The sequence below is a fragment of the Pseudomonas sp. sp1636 genome (assembly GCF_030376615.1).
Taxonomy (GTDB): domain Bacteria; phylum Pseudomonadota; class Gammaproteobacteria; order Pseudomonadales; family Pseudomonadaceae; genus Aquipseudomonas.
This window is the reverse complement of sequence record NZ_JARRAB010000028.1, coordinates 14,182-30,866: the sequence shown is the minus strand read 5'-3', so window position 1 is coordinate 30,866 and position 16,685 is coordinate 14,182. Positions and strand designations below refer to the sequence as shown.

General features: G+C 62.9%; 17 protein-coding genes. 15 read left to right on the top strand and 2 right to left on the bottom strand.

What is annotated here, in order from left to right; genetic code table 11:
* Positions 1-237: 237 nt before the first annotated feature.
* From P8H27_RS20800 to P8H27_RS19915, 4 genes are all read left to right on the top strand, one after another.
* A complete protein-coding gene (locus P8H27_RS20800; RefSeq protein WP_374761376.1) occupies positions 238-465 on the top strand; it encodes an ash family protein in 228 nt (75 codons plus the stop codon).
* The gene (locus P8H27_RS19925) at positions 458-727 is read left to right on the top strand and encodes a hypothetical protein (RefSeq protein ID WP_289639472.1); all 270 of its coding nucleotides are present in this window, start codon (positions 458-460) and stop codon (positions 725-727) included. Before P8H27_RS20800 ends, P8H27_RS19925 begins: the two co-directional genes overlap by 8 nt.
* A complete protein-coding gene (locus P8H27_RS19920; protein ID WP_289639471.1) occupies positions 720-1,016 on the top strand; it encodes a LasR-specific antiactivator QslA in 297 nt (98 codons plus the stop codon). The genes P8H27_RS19925 and P8H27_RS19920 overlap by 8 nt, the downstream gene beginning before the upstream one ends.
* Positions 1,017-1,642: 626 nt before the next feature.
* A complete protein-coding gene (locus tag P8H27_RS19915) occupies positions 1,643-2,503 on the top strand; it encodes a LysR family transcriptional regulator (protein WP_289639470.1) in 861 nt (286 codons plus the stop codon).
* 66 nt (positions 2,504-2,569) lie between these two features.
* Here the strand turns inward: P8H27_RS19915 and P8H27_RS19910 are convergent, their stop codons facing one another.
* A complete protein-coding gene (locus tag P8H27_RS19910; RefSeq protein ID WP_289639469.1) occupies positions 2,570-3,709 on the bottom strand; it encodes a CBS domain-containing protein in 1,140 nt (379 codons plus the stop codon).
* Between the two features lie 856 nt (positions 3,710-4,565).
* Positions 4,566-5,255 carry an alpha/beta family hydrolase gene (locus P8H27_RS19905; RefSeq protein WP_289639468.1) on the bottom strand — a complete coding sequence of 230 codons (690 nt, stop codon included), beginning with the start codon at positions 5,253-5,255 and terminating at the stop codon, positions 4,566-4,568.
* A 106-nt stretch (positions 5,256-5,361) separates the two neighbouring features.
* Between P8H27_RS19905 and ccoN (P8H27_RS19900) the strand changes: the two genes are divergently transcribed.
* The 11 genes from ccoN (P8H27_RS19900) to P8H27_RS19850 all read left to right on the top strand — a co-directional run bounded on the left by ccoN (P8H27_RS19900) (position 5,362) and on the right by P8H27_RS19850 (position 16,670).
* Positions 5,362-6,801 carry a cytochrome-c oxidase, cbb3-type subunit I gene (ccoN, locus tag P8H27_RS19900; RefSeq protein WP_289639467.1) on the top strand — a complete coding sequence of 480 codons (1,440 nt, stop codon included), beginning with the start codon at positions 5,362-5,364 and terminating at the stop codon, positions 6,799-6,801.
* Complete coding sequence (gene ccoO / locus P8H27_RS19895; protein ID WP_289639465.1) at positions 6,801-7,409, top strand: cytochrome-c oxidase, cbb3-type subunit II; 609 nt, start codon at positions 6,801-6,803, stop codon at positions 7,407-7,409. The genes ccoN (P8H27_RS19900) and ccoO (P8H27_RS19895) overlap by 1 nt, the downstream gene beginning before the upstream one ends.
* Before the next feature lie 3 nt (positions 7,410-7,412).
* Positions 7,413-7,598, top strand: a complete 186-nt coding sequence (locus tag P8H27_RS19890; protein WP_289639464.1) for a CcoQ/FixQ family Cbb3-type cytochrome c oxidase assembly chaperone — start codon at positions 7,413-7,415, stop codon at positions 7,596-7,598.
* Complete coding sequence (gene ccoP, locus P8H27_RS19885) at positions 7,595-8,527, top strand: cytochrome-c oxidase, cbb3-type subunit III (RefSeq protein ID WP_289639463.1); 933 nt, start codon at positions 7,595-7,597, stop codon at positions 8,525-8,527. Before P8H27_RS19890 ends, ccoP (P8H27_RS19885) begins: the two co-directional genes overlap by 4 nt.
* Before the next feature lie 353 nt (positions 8,528-8,880).
* Complete coding sequence (ccoN, locus tag P8H27_RS19880) at positions 8,881-10,323, top strand: cytochrome-c oxidase, cbb3-type subunit I (protein WP_289639462.1); 1,443 nt, start codon at positions 8,881-8,883, stop codon at positions 10,321-10,323.
* Positions 10,323-10,931, top strand: a complete 609-nt coding sequence (ccoO, locus tag P8H27_RS19875) for a cytochrome-c oxidase, cbb3-type subunit II (protein WP_238042723.1) — start codon at positions 10,323-10,325, stop codon at positions 10,929-10,931. The genes ccoN (P8H27_RS19880) and ccoO (P8H27_RS19875) overlap by 1 nt, the downstream gene beginning before the upstream one ends.
* A 6-nt stretch (positions 10,932-10,937) precedes the next feature.
* Positions 10,938-11,138, top strand: coding sequence for a cbb3-type cytochrome c oxidase subunit 3 (locus P8H27_RS19870; protein WP_289639461.1), 201 nt, complete (start codon positions 10,938-10,940; stop codon positions 11,136-11,138).
* The gene (gene ccoP, locus P8H27_RS19865) at positions 11,135-12,121 is read left to right on the top strand and encodes a cytochrome-c oxidase, cbb3-type subunit III (RefSeq protein ID WP_289639460.1); all 987 of its coding nucleotides are present in this window, start codon (positions 11,135-11,137) and stop codon (positions 12,119-12,121) included. Before P8H27_RS19870 ends, ccoP (P8H27_RS19865) begins: the two co-directional genes overlap by 4 nt.
* A gap of 137 nt (positions 12,122-12,258) precedes the next feature.
* Complete coding sequence (gene ccoG / locus P8H27_RS19860) at positions 12,259-13,665, top strand: cytochrome c oxidase accessory protein CcoG (RefSeq protein ID WP_289639459.1); 1,407 nt, start codon at positions 12,259-12,261, stop codon at positions 13,663-13,665.
* Between the two features lie 14 nt (positions 13,666-13,679).
* Positions 13,680-14,186 carry a FixH family protein gene (locus tag P8H27_RS19855; protein WP_289639458.1) on the top strand — a complete coding sequence of 169 codons (507 nt, stop codon included), beginning with the start codon at positions 13,680-13,682 and terminating at the stop codon, positions 14,184-14,186.
* Positions 14,187-14,261: 75 nt separating this feature from the next.
* The gene (locus tag P8H27_RS19850) at positions 14,262-16,670 is read left to right on the top strand and encodes a heavy metal translocating P-type ATPase (protein ID WP_289639457.1); all 2,409 of its coding nucleotides are present in this window, start codon (positions 14,262-14,264) and stop codon (positions 16,668-16,670) included.
* The last annotated feature ends 15 nt before the right edge of the window (positions 16,671-16,685 follow it).

The window sequence follows — 16,685 nt, the reverse complement described above, 5'->3', positions numbered from 1 at the left end:
TGCGTGCCTTGCTGCGCACATCTGGAGCCGGCCTCGCGACGGCGGTCGGTATTTTCACAACGTCTGAGGCCTGGGGTGCTCAGCAGCTGCCGGTTGCTCATTACGCTTCATCCGGCTAGAGTGCGCCGGTCACGGTCAATCCCGTGGCCGGGTGTCGCAACCCGTTTTATGTCTGAGGCGCGGAAGCGCCATAGCTGAGTAGCCGGCGCTTTTTTTGTGCCCGGTTACCGCATTTCTATGGTGGGCCGTGCGGGGCAGGCTTCGGCCTGGCCGGTTCCCTCGGACGCCGGTATTGCGACCCCCGTACGGTCCGCCACCCATAACCGTGTCGCAACGGCGGGTGACGGCTCCTTAATCAGTTCGAGGAGCATAAGGAAAATGCGCTACCCCCCTTTTACCCAAGGGCTCCGCCTTGGGCTTTGCTGTTTGTCATCCGCCTCCGCCCTGGAGGTGCGTCATGACTAGTTCCAACCCCGTTGTTATCCCCTTCCCGAAACGCTGCAAGCCGCTCGATTGCCTGGATGATCCTGTCTGCTATTTCCAGGCGGCGGCCGAGTTGCGGGTGGCGATGCTGCACAAGCTGTTCAACATTCTGGCTCGCTCGGGAGTGGCTGCGCCGGCCGCAACTGAGTTGCACGAGCTCTGCCAGAACGCCCGCGAGCTGCTCAACGATGTGGTGGTGCTGTACCGCAGTTCGTTGGCACAGGGGAGGGCTGGCGATGACTAAGCCCTGTACCAGTTACCTGCCCAGCCACGACGGCCAGAGCGGCGCGGCGATCGAGTGGCCGTGGGATTGCCAGCAGGCCTTCGACAAGGGCGTGATCTGCGCCCAGGCCTGGTTGAGCAACGACGACACCGGCTGGCTGTGGGCCAACCTGATCATCGAGCGCGACGTGCTGCCTGGCGGGCTGCAACGGCGGGCCTTCGAGGTCGGTTTCCTCAGCCGGGTGCATCAGCGTTTGTGTTCGCCGTTCGGCGGTAATCACCAGGCCAGGAAAACCTGTTTGAGCCTTTGAACCCAGGGCGCGACTCGCCGCAAGCAGTACGCCGAGGTTTGGCGGGCTGCGGCGAGGCCGCTCGACCTAAGCTGCGCAAGCCCTTGTGCAGCCCGCATTCATCCTGCGGATCGGCGCATACATCTGGGCTTTCCCGATTGCGCCCAGCCAAGCAGTTGCGGCAAGGTCAATGCATTTCTTAAGGCTAGTCCCGACATTGAAGGTGGAACCATTGGGGCCGGATCAGGGCAACAACGAGGGCCGTTACGCTTACAAAGTTAGTGAAAAGGCCAAGCGCTATATCGAGCGTTTCGGCATTCCTTACGGGAGTTGGTGAGCCACATTCAACTCGCCGCTGGCGACCATCCGAACCCTGCCAGCCGATATAACGCTGCTTGCGCGGCCTTATATCCACACCTCGGCTAATTGGAAGCTACCGGCAAAGCTGCAACAGCAGAGACCACCAGGGAGAAGGTGAATGGCTTGAGCGGCGGTAGGTGTTTTCCCTGGTGAGGGGGACGACCGGGTTCTGTCCTGGGATCAGTTGCTGGCGCTCGAGCGGGCCAGCGTGCCTGCCTCGCCCTCGGCCGGCGCCCGATGCCATACAATAGGCGCTCTCAGCAATTTTATTGAAGTTAAGCGCCGCAATGGACATCGATCTCGCCCGCACCTTTCTGGATATCATCCGCAGCGGCAGTTTCATCGCCACCGCCGAGCGCCTGCATATCACCCAAACGGCGGTGACGGCGCGCGTCCATAACCTGGAAAGCCAGCTGAGCTGCCGACTGTTCGTGCGCAATCGTGCCGGCGCCCGGTTGACCACCGACGGCGAGCGCTTCGTCGCCTATGCGACTCAACTGGTGCAGACCTGGGAAGCAGCACGCCGGGATCTGCCTCTGCCTCGCGGCTATGGCGATTTGCTGACGCTGGGCGCGGAGGTAAGCCTGTGCAACCCCTTGATGCTGGCGTGGCTGCAACGCCTGCGCCAGGCCATGCCCGCGCATGCGGTGCGCAGCGAAGTCGCCAGCGGCAGCCTGCTGCAACAGCAACTCGACCTCGGCGTGCTCGACGCCGCGCTGGTGCATCAGCCGGAATACTGGCCGAGCCTGCAGGTCGAGCAATTGCTCGAGGAAAAGCTGATCCAGGTGGTGCAGACGAACAATCCCAACCCCTATGTGTACGTCGACTGGGGGCCGACCTTTCGTAAGCTGCACGACATTGCGCTCCCCGAGCACACCCGCGCCGCCCTCTCCTTCAACCTTGGGCCACTTGCCCTGCAGTACCTGCTGGAATGCGGCGGGCGCGGCTATTTACGCACCCGGGTCGTGCAGCCTTACCTCGATGAAGGCATTCTGAAACGGGTGGAAAAGGCGCCGGAGTTCTCCTACCCGATCTATCTGGTCTACTCCAGAGCAGCCGACAGCCCCGCTCTGCGCAATGCCCTGGAGCTGTTACGCGAGGTGGCTCAGGACGATTTCGACTGGTCGCGCTGGGATTACGAGGTATGAAGCCCACGTCGCCTGACAGCGCCTGAGTCGGCACGCCAGAAGACCGGCGCGGCAGCCCGCGGCGACTCAACCCGGCAGTTGCTTGAGCCAGTTCCGGTACAGCGCGGCGATCAGGTCGGTCTGCGTGACCATGCCCACCAGTCGCTCGTGCCGATCCACCACCGGCAAGCAGTGCAACCCGCGGTCGGACAGCATGAACACCAGGTCGACCATGTGAGCGTCCTGCGGTACGGCCACCACTGGCACGCTCATGATCGAGCGCAGCTTGGTTCCGCGCAGGTACTTCAACTGGCCGAAATTGACTCGCGCCTGGCTGGGCTGGAACTGTTTGAGCAGGTCGACCAGGGTGACGATACCGATCAGCTTGCCACTGCCCTCCTCCACGACGGGCAACGAACGCAAACGGTGCTCCTTGAGTGTCTGCCAGGCCTGTTCGATAAAAGTGTCGGGCGTGGCACAGCAGAGATCGCGGGACATGATGTCCGCCGCACTGATCTCGCCCATGCTGCGGCGCAAGGCATACTTCTCGGTTTGCCTGATCAGCTGCTCGAGATCGTCACTGGTGACGTCGACATACTCGCCGAACTCCTTGAGCGCCTGATCGACGTCGTCCCGGGTGAAACTCATGCGATCACCCGGCAGTGGGTCTCGGGTGTGATGGCTGTTTTCCCTGGACAGGCGCGATTTCGGATAGGCGTGGCCGGTGAGGTTGTTATAGATCAGGGCTATGGCCAACAGCAGCAGCGAGTTGACTGCCACCGGCCAAAGCAGGCTGTACCCCATATCGGCGACACCCGCGCCACCACTGGCGGCCACCACGGCCAAGGCGCAGCCCGGAGGATGCAGGCAGCGCAACGCCAACAGACAGACCAGCGCGAGGCCGGCAGCCAGCACCGTGGCAGGCAGGGTATCCAGCCCGCTCAGGCCAAGGCTGATCCCGATCAGGGTGGCGAACATATTGCCGGCGAGAACCGACCATGGCTGGGCGAACGGGCTGGACGAGGCGGCGAACAGCAACACCGACGAGGCGCCCGCAGGCGCGACCATATGCAACGTGACCGACGCACCGAACAGCCAGACGCCGAGCGACACCGTCAGCGACATGACGATAGCGACCCCGATGGCGGCGCGCAGCCACTCCCGCGGATGAGCGTTGAGCTGGACGGGAGCCAGGATTCTGAACCAATCGAGAAAGTGCTCGTGCATTGTTCTTGCTTAGTCTCTGCATGGTTGTGAGTAACGAGGTAAGCGCCTGGTAAAAAAGTCCTTCCCTGGACAAGACAGGAACAACCCGAGAAACAATTGACCGGCATCGGTCATGGACGACGCGCGGGAGGCATCGCGCAGGTCGCCGTCACCCCGGGCGCAGGTGAAACCTGGGTGGGTGCCGGTTCATGTCGACACGACAGGCAGGGCCGCGTGGAGCTGTGTGCCCAGGCATTGTGGCGGGAGCGTTTAGTTAACTCTAATGAATAGTGTTGCTTCTATAGCGCAATATTATTGTTCTAAACCAATCGAGCGGATGCTTCCCCCATCGCCGCGCAAGATCCGCCCGTCTCATTCACTCAAGCCGCTATCGGGGTTGCGAGTGCCCGCCCAGCAGAGGTTAAGATTTCGCTCTGCCAGCGACACACCGATCCTCACTCCAACAGAAAGGCCATGTTGACGGCTATGTCCCAAATATGTGTTGCATGCGCGATTTCTTGTAGGAGGCGCGACCCCGCGGCGAATGCAGCCCGCAGGGCTGCCTGCTCAGCGTTTCGTGGATATAGTAAAGCTCGCCCCGAGGTCGGGCCTCCTACGGGCCGCAGGCAATTCGCGCCTGGCGATACAACACCTAACAGGTACAGAGCCATATTGAAGGCTATGTTTCAGTTAGCTGTTGGCAGCGCTGATGGCTGTAGAGTCTCGGTTTTTCCGGATGGGTTAGCCGCATAGCGGGGTAACCCATCCGTGATTCCGTAAGACCGCACTATTGCCGGCCTAACGGCCGGGTGGCGGGCTGCGCGTTCGGCTAACCCACCCGCAAGACCTAACCCAGCCAAAAGCTACGGCCAACACATCACCGGGGCATCGCCAGCAGAAACCCCGCCACCGCATCTGCCGCCGCCTGCATATGCTGCTCGTGAGTGCAGCCCGAACGTTTGAGTGGCTTAAGGTCGTGATCGCCGCTTGCCAGCCAGTGCAGGGTTATCGCGCTGGCCAGTTGATAGCCGGCCACCGTCTGCCGGTCGCCGAGGGCATCGCGCTCGCCCTGGACGATCAGGGTCGGCGTGCGCAGCTCGGCCAGGTGCGCGACTCGCGGTTTGTCCGGCTTGCCAACGGCATAGAACGGATAGCCCAGGCAGACCAGCGCATCGGCCCCCAGTTCGTCGGCGAGCACGCTGGCCATACGCCCGCCCATGGACTTGCCGCCGACGGCCAGCGGCCCTGCGACCTGTTGGCGCACCTGGGCATACACCGCACGCCACTGTGCGAGCAATTTGGCCTGGGTGCTGGGCGGGCGTTTCTTGCCGTCCAGGCGCCGGGCGGCCATGTAGTCGAACTCGAAGCGCAGCACCGCAACCCCGCGCGCAGCCAGCAGTTGCGCCATCCGCTGCATGAATTCGCTGTCCATCGGCGCACCGGCACCATGGGCGAGTATCAGGGTCGCCCGGCGCTCATCCGTCGGTAAATCCCACAGCCATGCCTGCCATGTTTGCTGTCGCGAGCATTGATCCCCGTCAATACCGGCACTTTGCCCTTTGCTCATGCTTGCCTCGCTTTAGAAGCTCATCGGCCTGCGTAGCTGCTCATGCTCACGCGAGGCCGGCTGTTTTTTGAATGATCTGCCCATAACCGTGGATGGAAGCCCAGACATGAACACTACAATCAGTTCCGCCTACAACTACAAGGTGGTGCGCCAGTTCGCCATCATGACGGTGGTGTGGGGCATAGTCGGTATGGCGGTCGGCGTACTGATCGCCGCGCAACTGGCCTGGCCCGTGCTCAACTTCGACCTGCCGTGGACCAGCTTCGGTCGCCTGCGCCCGCTGCACACCAATGCGGTGATCTTCGCCTTCGGCGGTTGCGCGCTGTTCGCCACCAGCTACTACGCGGTGCAACGCACCTCCCAGACTACCCTGTTCGCACCTCGCCTGGCGGCCTTCACCTTCTGGGGTTGGCAGGCGGTGATCGTGCTGGCGGCGATCAGCCTGCCGCTGGGCCTGACCAGTTCCAAGGAGTACGCCGAACTGGAATGGCCGATCGACATCCTGATCACGGTGGTCTGGGTCAGCTATGCCATCGTGTTTTTCGGCACCATCATGCAGCGCAAGGTCAGCCACATCTATGTGGGCAACTGGTTCTTCGGCGGTTTCATCCTCACCGTGGCCATTTTGCACCTGGTCAACAACATGGCGATTCCGGTCAGCCTGACCAAGTCCTACTCGGCCTACGCCGGCGCGACCGACGCGATGATCCAGTGGTGGTACGGGCATAACGCGGTGGGCTTTTTCCTGACCGCCGGGTTCCTCGGCATGATGTACTACTTCGTGCCCAAACAGGCCCAGCGCCCGGTGTATTCCTATCGCCTGTCGATCGTCCACTTCTGGGCGCTGATTGCCGTGTACATCTGGGCCGGCCCGCACCACCTGCACTACACCGCGCTGCCGGACTGGGCGCAGAGCCTGGGCATGGTGATGTCGCTGATTCTGCTGGCACCGAGCTGGGGCGGCATGATCAACGGCATGATGACCCTGTCGGGCGCCTGGCATAAGTTGCGCACCGACCCGATCCTGCGCTTTCTGGTGGTATCCCTGGCCTTCTACGGCATGTCCACCTTCGAAGGCCCGATGATGGCGATCAAGACCGTCAACGCCTTGTCCCACTACACCGACTGGACCATCGGCCACGTCCACGCCGGCGCCCTGGGTTGGGTGGCGATGGTGTCGATCGGTTCGCTCTATCACCTGATCCCCAAGGTCTTCGGTCGCGATGAGATGCACAGCATCGGCCTGATCAACGTGCACTTCTGGCTGGCCACCATCGGCACCGTGCTCTATATCGCCTCGATGTGGGTCAACGGCATTGCCCAGGGCCTGATGTGGCGTGCGGTCAACGAAGACGGCACCCTCACCTACTCCTTCGTCGAAGCGCTGGAAGCCAGCCACCCTGGTTTTGTGGTGCGCCTGATCGGCGGGGCGATCTTCTTCAGCGGCATGCTGGTGATGGCCTGGAACGTCTGGCAGACCGTGCGCCATACCCAGGCCGCCGAGTTGCATGCCGCCGCGCAGTTTTCGGTTGAAGGAGCCCACTGATGAGACACGAAATACTCGAGAAGAATATCGGCCTGATGGCGCTGATGATGGTGCTGGCCGTGAGCATCGGCGGCCTGACCCAGATCGTCCCGCTGTTTTTCCAGGACGTCACCAATGAGCCGGTGGCCGGCCTCAAGCCGTACACCGCGCTGCAACTGGAAGGCCGCGACATCTACATCCGCGAAGGCTGCGTCGGCTGCCACTCGCAGATGATCCGCCCGTTCCGCGCCGAAACCGAGCGCTACGGCCACTACTCGGTGGCCGGCGAAAGCGTCTACGACCACCCGTTCCTCTGGGGTTCCAAGCGCACCGGGCCGGATCTGGCCCGGGTCGGCGGCCGCTACTCGGACGAGTGGCACCGCGCCCACCTGTACAACCCGCGCAACGTGGTGCCGGAGTCGAAGATGCCGTCCTACCCCTGGCTGGTGGAAAACACCCTGGACGGCCAGGACACCGCCGCCAAGTTCAAGGCGCTGCGCATGGTTGGCGTGCCTTACAGCGACGAGGACATCGCCGGCGCCGCGGAGGCGGTCAAGGGCAAAAGCGAAATGGATGCCATGGTCGCCTACCTGCAAGTGCTCGGCACTGCCGTGAAGAACAAGAGGTAGGCCATGTCATTCGCAACCATTGATATCGGCACCCTGCGCGGCATAGGTACGGCACTGGTACTGCTGTCCTTCGTCTGCGTGACGCTCTGGGCTTATAGCAGCAAGCGTCGCGCCGCGTTCAGCGAGGCGGCACTCCTGCCTTTTGCCGATGAACCCAAGTCTGCTGCATCGAGGAGCAACACCCCATGAGTACCTTCTGGAGCTGGTATGTAACCGTGCTGACCGTTGGCACCCTGCTCGCCCTGTTCTGGCTGATTTTCGCGACCCGCAAGAGCGAGACGCACAAGAGCGAGACCGAGCAGACCATGGGTCACTCCTTCGACGGCATCGAGGAATATGACAACCCGCTGCCCAAGTGGTGGTTCATGTTGTTCCTCGGCACGTTGATCTTTTCCGTCGGCTACCTGGTGCTCTACCCCGGCCTGGGTAACTGGAAAGGCGTGCTGCCGGGCTACGACGGCGGCTGGACCCAGGTCGCCCAGTGGCAACGCGAAGTGGATCAGGCCGACGCGCTGTACGGGCCGATCTTCGCCAAATATGCGGCCATGCCGCTGGAAGAAGTGGCTAAAGACCCGCAGGCGTTGAAAATGGGCGGTCGCCTGTTCGCCACCTACTGCGCGGTCTGCCATGGCTCCGATGCCAAAGGCTCGGCGGGCTTCCCCAATCTGGCCGACAACCATTGGCGCTGGGGCGGCGAGCCGGCCGCAATCAAGACCAGCATCCTCAATGGCCGCATGGGCATGATGCCGGCCTGGGTTCAGGCGCTCGGCGAGGACGGCGTGCAACAGGTGGCGGCTTACGTGCGCCACGACCTGGCCGGCCTGCCATTGCCTGCCGACAAGTCCTTCGACCTGGCGCAGGGTGCGCAGCTATTCGCCAGCAATTGCCAGGCCTGTCACGGTGCCGAAGGCCAAGGCATGGCCATGCTCGGCGCGCCGAACCTGAGCCAACCCGCCGGCTGGATCTACGGCAGCAGCCTGGTGCAACTGCAGCAGACCATTCGCCATGGCCGTAACGGCCAGATGCCGGCCCAGGAGCAATACCTGGGTAACGACAAGGTGCATCTGCTGGCCGCCTATGTGCTGAGCCTGAGCCAGAAACCACAATCAGCCGAGTAAGCCCCTCCCCCCAGGATTGGCGACCCTAACCGGCCGCCAATCCTGCGCCGAACCCGTTAGCGGCCAACCCGTGGACGGTGCGACGCAAAGTCGCACCGTCCACCTAAGCGTTTGGCCCTTTCTTGATTTGAGTTAAGATTACCCGCGACCGCAAGCCCGCCAGCACACAGGCGAAGCATCTCCACGCTGTTTTCAGCTGCCGACAAGGTGCCGAAGGGCACTGGCGAAAGCCATGTCGAAGGTACTTGGAAACACGATTCCACGGGGCTGCGTCGCTGTAACCGCTAGCTGTCTTACCCATACTTGCCGCCGATTTTTGCCCCTATAAAAATCCATTAACCGTGGAACCCAGCATGAGCACAGCAATCAATCAGACTGCTTATAACTACAAGGTGGTTCGCCAGTTCGCCGTCATGACGGTGATCTGGGGAGTCATTGGCATGCTTCTAGGCGTGTTCATTGCCGCACAACTGGTGTGGCCGGAACTCAACCTGGGATTGGAATGGACGAGTTTCGGCCGTCTGCGTCCGCTGCACACCAACGCGGTGATCTTCGCCTTCGGCGGCTGCGCCCTGATGGCCACCTCCTTCTATGTGGTGCAGCGCACCAGTCAGGCGCGCCTGATCTCCGACGGCCTGGCCGCGTTCACCTTCTGGGGTTGGCAGGCGGTGATCGTGCTGGCAGTCATCACCCTGCCCATGGGTTACACCGGCAGCAAGGAATACGCCGAACTGGAATGGCCGATCGACCTACTGATCACCGTTGTCTGGGTCAGCTACGCCGTGGTGTTCTTCGGCACCGTGGTCAAGCGCAAGACCAAACACATCTATGTGGGCAACTGGTTCTACGGCGCCTTCATCCTGGTCACCGCGATGCTGCACATCGTCAACAGCGCGGCGGTGCCGGTGAGCCTGTTCAAGTCGTACTCGATGTACTCCGGGGCGACCGACGCGATGATCCAGTGGTGGTACGGGCATAACGCGGTGGGCTTCTTCCTGACCACCGGCTTCCTCGGCATGATGTACTACTTCGTGCCCAAGCAGGCCGAACGGCCGATCTATTCGTATCGCCTGTCCATCGTGCATTTCTGGGCGCTGATCACCCTGTATATCTGGGCCGGCCCGCACCACCTGCACTACACCGCACTGCCGGACTGGGCGCAGAGCCTGGGCATGGCGATGTCGCTGATCCTGCTGGCGCCGAGCTGGGGCGGCATGATCAACGGCATGATGAGCCTGTCGGGGGCCTGGCATAAGCTGCGTACCGATCCGATCCTGCGCTTCCTGGTGGTATCGCTGGCCTTCTACGGCATGTCGACCTTCGAAGGTCCGATGATGGCGATCAAGACCGTGAATGCCTTGTCGCATTACACCGACTGGACCATTGGCCACGTCCACGCCGGCGCACTGGGTTGGGTGGCGATGATCTCCATCGGCGCGCTCTACCACCTGATCCCGAAAGTCTACGGTCGCGAGCAGATGCACAGCATTGCACTGATCAACGTGCACTTCTGGCTGGCCACTATCGGCACCGTGCTGTACATCGCCTCGATGTGGGTCAACGGCATCACCCAGGGCCTGATGTGGCGCGCAGTCAACGAAGACGGCACCCTCACCTACTCCTTCGTCGAAGCACTGGAAGCCAGCCATCCTGGTTTCGTGGTGCGCATGGTCGGCGGCATGTTCTTCGTCGCCGGCATGTTGCTGATGGCCTACAACACCTACCGCACCGTGCGCGCCGCCAAGCCGGTTGAATATGAAGCGGCCGCGCAGTTCACCGCTGGGAGCGCCCACTGATGAAACACGAAATCATCGAGAAGAATATCGGCCTGATGGCGCTGCTGATGGTGCTCGCCGTCAGCATCGGCGGCCTGACCCAGATCGTCCCGCTGTTTTTCCAGGACGTCACCAATGAGCCGGTGGAGGGCCTCAAGCCTTACACCGCGCTGCAACTGGAGGGCCGTGACGTTTATATCGCCAACGGCTGTGTCGGCTGCCATTCGCAGATGATCCGTCCGTTCCGCGCCGAAACCGAGCGCTACGGCCACTACTCGGTGGCCGGCGAAAGCGTCTACGACCACCCCTTCCTGTGGGGCTCCAAGCGTACCGGCCCGGATCTGGCCCGGGTCGGCGGACGCTACTCGGACGAGTGGCAGCGCGCCCACCTGTACAACCCGCGCAACGTGGTGCCGGAGTCGAAGATGCCGGCCTACCCCTGGCTGGTCGAGAACAAACTCGACGGCAAGGACACCGCAAAGAAGCTGGAAGTCATGCGCGGCTTTGGCATCCCCTACACCGACGAAGACATCGCCGGGGCCAAAGACGCGGTGAAGGGCAAGACCGAAATGGACGCGCTGGTCGCGTACCTGCAGGTTCTCGGCACCTCCATCAAGAACAAACGGTAACCCAGCATGCCTTCTTTTCTCACGGACGTCGGGACCATTCGCGGCATAGGCACGGCAGTGGTGTTCATCGCTTTTATCAGCGTGGTGCTCTGGGCCTATAGCAGCAAGCGCAAATCGAGCTTCGACGAAGCCGCCAATCTGCCCTTCGCCGATGATCCAAAACCCAGTGAGCGTGACGAAAAATCTTCCAGGAGCAATAACCAATGACCACGTTCTGGAGTTGGTACGTAACAATCCTATCGCTAGGCACCATCTTCGCCTTGACTTGGCTGATTTTCGGCACCCGCAAGGGCCAACGCCAGGAAACCACCGAGGAGACTGTCGGCCATAGCTTCGATGGCATCGAGGAATACGACAACCCACTGCCCAAGTGGTGGTTCATGCTGTTCCTCGCCACCATCGTTTTCGCCCTGGCTTACCTGGTGCTCTATCCGGGCCTGGGCAACTTCAAAGGCCTGCTGCCGGGTTACGCATACCTCGACAACAAGGCCCAGACGCCATTCGCCACCGACATTCAAGTCAGTGACGGCATGCGCAATGCGGGTTGGACCGGCGCGCACCAGTGGGAAAAGGAAATGGCCAAGGCCGACGCGCAATATGGGCCGATCTTCGCCAAATATGCCGCCATGCCAATCGAGCAGGTCGCCCAGGACGAGCAAGCCCTGAAGATGGGCGGTCGCCTGTTCGCCTCCAACTGCTCGGTGTGCCATGGTTCCGACGCCAAGGGTGCCTACGGCTTCCCCAACCTGAGCGACAATGACTGGCTGTACGGCGGCGAAGCACAAACCATCAAGACCACCATCATGGGCGGTCGCCAGGGCATGATGCCCGCGCAACTGGCGGCGCTGGGCGAAGAAGGTATCCGCAATGTGGCCGCTTACGTGCGCAGCCTGTCCGGCCTGAAAAGCCCGGAAGGTATCGAGATAGACGTTGCCGCAGGTCAAAACATCTTCGCGACCAATTGTGCAGTCTGTCATGGTGCTGACGCCAAGGGCCAACAGGCCATGGGCGCGCCGAACCTGACCGACCGGACCTGGCTCTACGGCTCCAGCTTCGCTCAGGTTCAGCAGACCCTGCGCTATGGTCGCAACGGCAAGATGCCCGCCCAGGAAAACTTCCTCGGCAATGACAAAGTGCATTTGTTAGCGGCTTATGTGTACAGCCTGTCGCAACAACCCGTGGAGAAGTGATTCTCCCCCCTGCTTGCGCGCGACCCACAGTCGCGCCCAAGCAGAGCAAGCCAGGCGTACCATAGCGCTATAGCGAGAATGACCCCGGCCGACATGTATCGGCCGGGGCAGCCAACCAACCGCCGTGGTATGAACTGATGAGTACGCAGATTCCTGTTAAAGACGTCACCCCGGCCAAGGTCGAAACCGTCGACCTCTACGCCAATCGCGAGAAAATCTATACCCGCTCCTTTACCGGCATCTTCCGCAATCTGCGCATGCTCGGCGGCGCCTTGCTGTTCGTCCTCTATTTCGGCACCGTCTGGCTCACCTGGAATGGCCGCCAGGCCGTCTGGTGGAACCTGCCAGAGCGCAAATTCCATATCCTCGGCGCCACCTACTGGCCCCAGGACTTCGTCCTGCTGTCGGCCATGTTGATCATCGCCGCCTTCGGCCTGTTCTTCATCACCGTCTATGCCGGACGCGTGTGGTGCGGTTACACCTGCCCGCAAAGCGTGTTCACCTGGGTGTTCATGTGGGCGGAAAAGGTCACCGAAGGCGACCGCAACCAGCGCATGAAACTCGACAAGGCACCGATGAACGCGCAGAAATTCCTGCGCAAGCTGGCCAAGCACAGCATCTGGGTCGGCGTGTCCCTGCTCACGGCGATCACCTTCGTCGGTTACTTCACGCCGATCCGCGAGTTGATTGCCGAACTCTTCAGCCTGCAGGCCAGCGGCTGGGCGGCCTTCTGGGTCGGCTTCTTCACCCTGGCCACCTACGGCAACGCCGGTTACCTGCGCGAACAGGTGTGCATCTATATGTGCCCCTATGCGCGCTTCCAGAGCGTGATGTTCGACCAGGACACCCTGATCGTTTCCTACGACCCACGCCGTGGCGAGCAGCGCGGCCCGCGTAAACGCAATGCCGACTACAAGGCCGAAGGCCTGGGCGACTGCATCGATTGCAAGATGTGCGTGCATGTCTGCCCGACCGGCATCGACATCCGCGACGGCTTGCAGGTCGAATGCATCGGCTGCGCGGCCTGCATCGATGCCTGCGACAGCATCATGGACAAGATGAACTACCCGAAAGGGCTGATCAGCTACACCACCGAACACAACCTGTCGGGGCAGAAAACCCAGCTGATCCGCCCACGCCTGATCGGCTACGCCGTCGCCCTGCTGGCCATGATGACGGTCTTTGCCTGGGCCGTGGCCAACCGCTCGCTGGTCGAACTGGATGTGCTCAAGGATCGCGTGCTCTACCGCGAGAACGAGGAAGGCCGGATCGAGAACGTCTACACCCTGAAGATCATGAACAAAGCCCAGCAAGAGGTCACTTACCTGATCGAAGCCGACGGCCTCGACGGCCTGGTCTACGAAGGCAAGCGTGAAGTCAAGGCGCTTGCCGGTGAAGTGCTGTCGCTGCCGGTCGAGCTGTCGATCGACCCTTCGAGCCTGCCGTCCAGCACCAATGAAATCATGTTCCGCATCCGTTCCGCGGACGATGCAAGCATCCACAACGACGCCGCCAGCCGCTTTATCGGCCCGAGCATTCGCTGATCAAGAGGACAAGCATGCCTGACCAAGCACCGATCAAACCCTGGTTCAAGCAATTCTGGCCCTGGTTCCTTATTGCCTTGCTGGGTTACTCGGTGGCGCAAGGGCTGACCCTGCTGACCATCGCCACGCGCAACCCGCCGGGCTTGATTTCCGACGACTATTACGATGTCGGCAAAGGCATCAACCAGTCGCTGGAGCGCGAAGCCCTGGCCGAGCGCCTGAAATTGAGCGCCACCCTCGACCTCGACGACGCGAGCGGGCTGGCCAAATTGCAGCTGCAAGGCTATAGCGGCCCGCCACAACTGGTGTTGAACCTGATCTCGCCAACCCAACCGGAGCGCGACCGCCGCATCATTCTGCAGCCGCAAGGCCAGGGCCTGTACCACGGGCAGATGCAGGATGCGGTGCAGGGCCGGCGCTTCGTCGAGCTGATCGGTCAGGAAGGCGGCAAGGACTGGCGCCTGTTCGAAGAAGAAACCCTGGAAAGCGGCAAAACCATCCAGCTCGGCGATGCGCAATAGCGCTCAGCCGCACAATTGACGGCGCAGCCTGCTGCGCCCAGCATGCTCAAGCACCAGGCCTCAGACCGCTCCCCCATGGCAAGCCCTCTCCCCTGTTACCACTGCGGCTTACCGGTTCCCGCCGGCAGCCGCTTTCACGCCCAGATCCTGGGTGAGACTCGCGCCATGTGCTGCCCGGGCTGCCAGGCGGTGGCCGAGGCCATAGTCGCCGGCGGGCTGGAGCACTACTACAAACACCGCAGCGAAAGCGCCGCCAACCCGCACAGCCTGCCGCAAGCCCTGCCCGACGAACTGGCCCTGTATGACCGCACCGATGTGCAGCAGCCGTTTGTCGAACAACACGGCGAGCTGAGTGAAACCCACCTGCTGATCGAAGGCATCAGTTGCGCCGCCTGCGCCTGGCTGATCGAAAAGCACCTGCGCGGACTGCCCGGCATCGCCGAGGCCCACCTCAACCTGTCCAACCACCGTTTGCAGGTGCGCTGGGCCGATAGCCAGCTGGCGCTCAGCCAGTTGCTCAAGGAGCTGCGCAAGATCGGTTATGCCGCGCACCCCTGGCAGGCCGATGCCGCCGCCGAGCAGTTGCAACGGGAAAACCGCCGGGCCATGCGCGAGCTGGGCGTGGCCGGCATGCTGTGGATGCAGGTGATGATGGCGACCATGGCCACCTGGCCGGAATTCAACATCGACCTCAGCCCCGAGCTGGATCAGATCCTGCGCTGGGTCAGTCTGTTCCTCACCACGCCCATCGTCTTCTACTGCTGCGGCCAGTTCTTCCGCGGCGCCCTGCGCGACCTGCGCACCCGCCACCTGAGCATGGATGTCTCGGTGTCCCTGGCCATCGGCGGCGCCTATGGCGCCGGCATCTGGTCGGCCGTCACCGGCCAGGGCGAGCTGTATTTCGATGCGGTCGGCATGTTCGCCCTGTTCCTGCTCGCCGGGCGTTACCTGGAACGCCGCGCCCGCGAGCGCACCGCGGCGGCTACCGCGCAGCTGGTCAACCTGCTGCCGGCCTCCTGCCTGCGCCTGGATGCCGACGGCCAAAGCCAGCGCATCCTGCTCAGCGAACTGCGCGCAGGCGAACAGATACTGGTGCCGCCCGGCGCCCTGCTGCCGGCCGATGGGCGGATTCTCAGCGGCCAGTCGAGCATCGACGAATCGCTGCTGACCGGCGAGTACCTGCCGCAACCGCGCAACGTCGGCGACAGCGTGACCGCCGGCACCCTCAACGTCGAAGGGCCGCTAACCGTCGAGGTGCAGGCGCTTGGCGATGCCACCCGGCTGTCGGCCATCGTCCGCCTGCTGGAGCGCGCGCAAAGCGAGAAGCCGCGCCTGGCGGAGATCGCCGACCAGGCGGCGCAGTGGTTCCTGCTGATCGTGCTGGTGCTGGCCGCCGTCGTCGGTCTGGTCTGGTGGCAGCTCGACTCCTCGCGGGCATTCTGGATCGTGCTGGCCCTGCTGGTCGCCACCTGCCCCTGCGCCCTGGCCCTGGCCACCCCGACCGCCCTGACCGCCGCCACCGGCAGTCTGCACAAGCTGGGGCTGCTGTTGACCCGCGGCCATGTGCTGGAAGGCCTCAATCAGATCGACACGGTGATCTTCGACAAGACCGGCACCCTCACCGAGGGCCGCCTGACCCTGAACGCCATTCACCCGCTCGGCGCACTGGACAGCGACGCCTGCCTGGCCCTGGCCGCCGCGCTGGAAAACCGCTCGGAACACCCCATCGCCCGTGCCTTTGGCCGTGCGGCGCAGGCCGCCGAACAGGTCGACAGCATTCCCGGGCTGGGTTTGCAGGGGCTGGTCGGCGGACGCCAGCTGCGCATCGGTCAGCCCGACTTCGTCAGCCAGCTGAGCGGCCAGGCCGCCCCTGCAATCCCCGGCGCACAGGGCCAGTGGCTGTTGCTCGGCGACGGCCAGGGCCCGCTCGCCTGGTTCGTCCTCGACGACCGCCTGCGCGATGACGCCCCCGCCCTGCTCGCCGCTTGCCGCGCGCGCGGCTGGCAGGTGCTGCTGCTGTCGGGCGACAGCTCGCCGATGGTCGGCGAGGTGGCGCGCCAACTCGGCATCGAACACGCCCGTGGCGGCCTGACCCCGGATGCCAAACTGGCGGAGCTGCACCAACTGCATGCACAGGGACGCCGGGTGTTGATGCTCGGCGACGGGGTTAACGACGTGCCGGTGCTGGCCGGCGCCGACATCAGCGTGGCCATGGGCAGCGCCACCGACCTGGCGAAAACCAGCGCCGATGCGGTACTCCTGTCCAACCGCCTGGGCAGCCTGGTACAGGCCTTCAGCCTGGCCCGCCGCACCCGCCGGATCATCATCGAAAACCTGGCCTGGGCCAGCCTGTACAATGGCCTGGTACTGCCGTTCGCCGCCATCGGCTGGATCACGCCGATCTGGGCCGCGCTGGGCATGTCGCTCAGTTCGCTGCTGGTGGTGTTGAATGCATTGCGCCTGACGCGCACCCCACAGCCATAGGCTCCCGGAGGCCCC

What these genes read in the sequence shown, in the direction of transcription:
- P8H27_RS20800 (WP_374761376.1), top strand. Translation starts at nt 238, where the DNA reads ATGGTGGGCCGTGCGGGGCAGGCTTCGGCCTGGCCGGTTCCCTCGGAC.
- P8H27_RS19925 (WP_289639472.1), top strand. Translation starts at nt 458, where the DNA reads ATGACTAGTTCCAACCCCGTTGTTATCCCCTTCCCGAAACGCTGCAAG.
- P8H27_RS19920 (WP_289639471.1), top strand. Translation starts at nt 720, where the DNA reads ATGACTAAGCCCTGTACCAGTTACCTGCCCAGCCACGACGGCCAGAGC.
- P8H27_RS19915 (WP_289639470.1), top strand. Translation starts at nt 1,643, where the DNA reads ATGGACATCGATCTCGCCCGCACCTTTCTGGATATCATCCGCAGCGGC.
- P8H27_RS19910 (WP_289639469.1), bottom strand. Translation starts at nt 3,709, where the DNA reads ATGCACGAGCACTTTCTCGATTGGTTCAGAATCCTGGCTCCCGTCCAG.
- P8H27_RS19905 (WP_289639468.1), bottom strand. Translation starts at nt 5,255, where the DNA reads ATGAGCAAAGGGCAAAGTGCCGGTATTGACGGGGATCAATGCTCGCGA.
- ccoN (WP_289639467.1), top strand. Translation starts at nt 5,362, where the DNA reads ATGAACACTACAATCAGTTCCGCCTACAACTACAAGGTGGTGCGCCAG.
- ccoO (WP_289639465.1), top strand. Translation starts at nt 6,801, where the DNA reads ATGAGACACGAAATACTCGAGAAGAATATCGGCCTGATGGCGCTGATG.
- P8H27_RS19890 (WP_289639464.1), top strand. Translation starts at nt 7,413, where the DNA reads ATGTCATTCGCAACCATTGATATCGGCACCCTGCGCGGCATAGGTACG.
- ccoP (WP_289639463.1), top strand. Translation starts at nt 7,595, where the DNA reads ATGAGTACCTTCTGGAGCTGGTATGTAACCGTGCTGACCGTTGGCACC.
- ccoN (WP_289639462.1), top strand. Translation starts at nt 8,881, where the DNA reads ATGAGCACAGCAATCAATCAGACTGCTTATAACTACAAGGTGGTTCGC.
- ccoO (WP_238042723.1), top strand. Translation starts at nt 10,323, where the DNA reads ATGAAACACGAAATCATCGAGAAGAATATCGGCCTGATGGCGCTGCTG.
- P8H27_RS19870 (WP_289639461.1), top strand. Translation starts at nt 10,938, where the DNA reads ATGCCTTCTTTTCTCACGGACGTCGGGACCATTCGCGGCATAGGCACG.
- ccoP (WP_289639460.1), top strand. Translation starts at nt 11,135, where the DNA reads ATGACCACGTTCTGGAGTTGGTACGTAACAATCCTATCGCTAGGCACC.
- ccoG (WP_289639459.1), top strand. Translation starts at nt 12,259, where the DNA reads ATGAGTACGCAGATTCCTGTTAAAGACGTCACCCCGGCCAAGGTCGAA.
- P8H27_RS19855 (WP_289639458.1), top strand. Translation starts at nt 13,680, where the DNA reads ATGCCTGACCAAGCACCGATCAAACCCTGGTTCAAGCAATTCTGGCCC.
- P8H27_RS19850 (WP_289639457.1), top strand. Translation starts at nt 14,262, where the DNA reads ATGGCAAGCCCTCTCCCCTGTTACCACTGCGGCTTACCGGTTCCCGCC.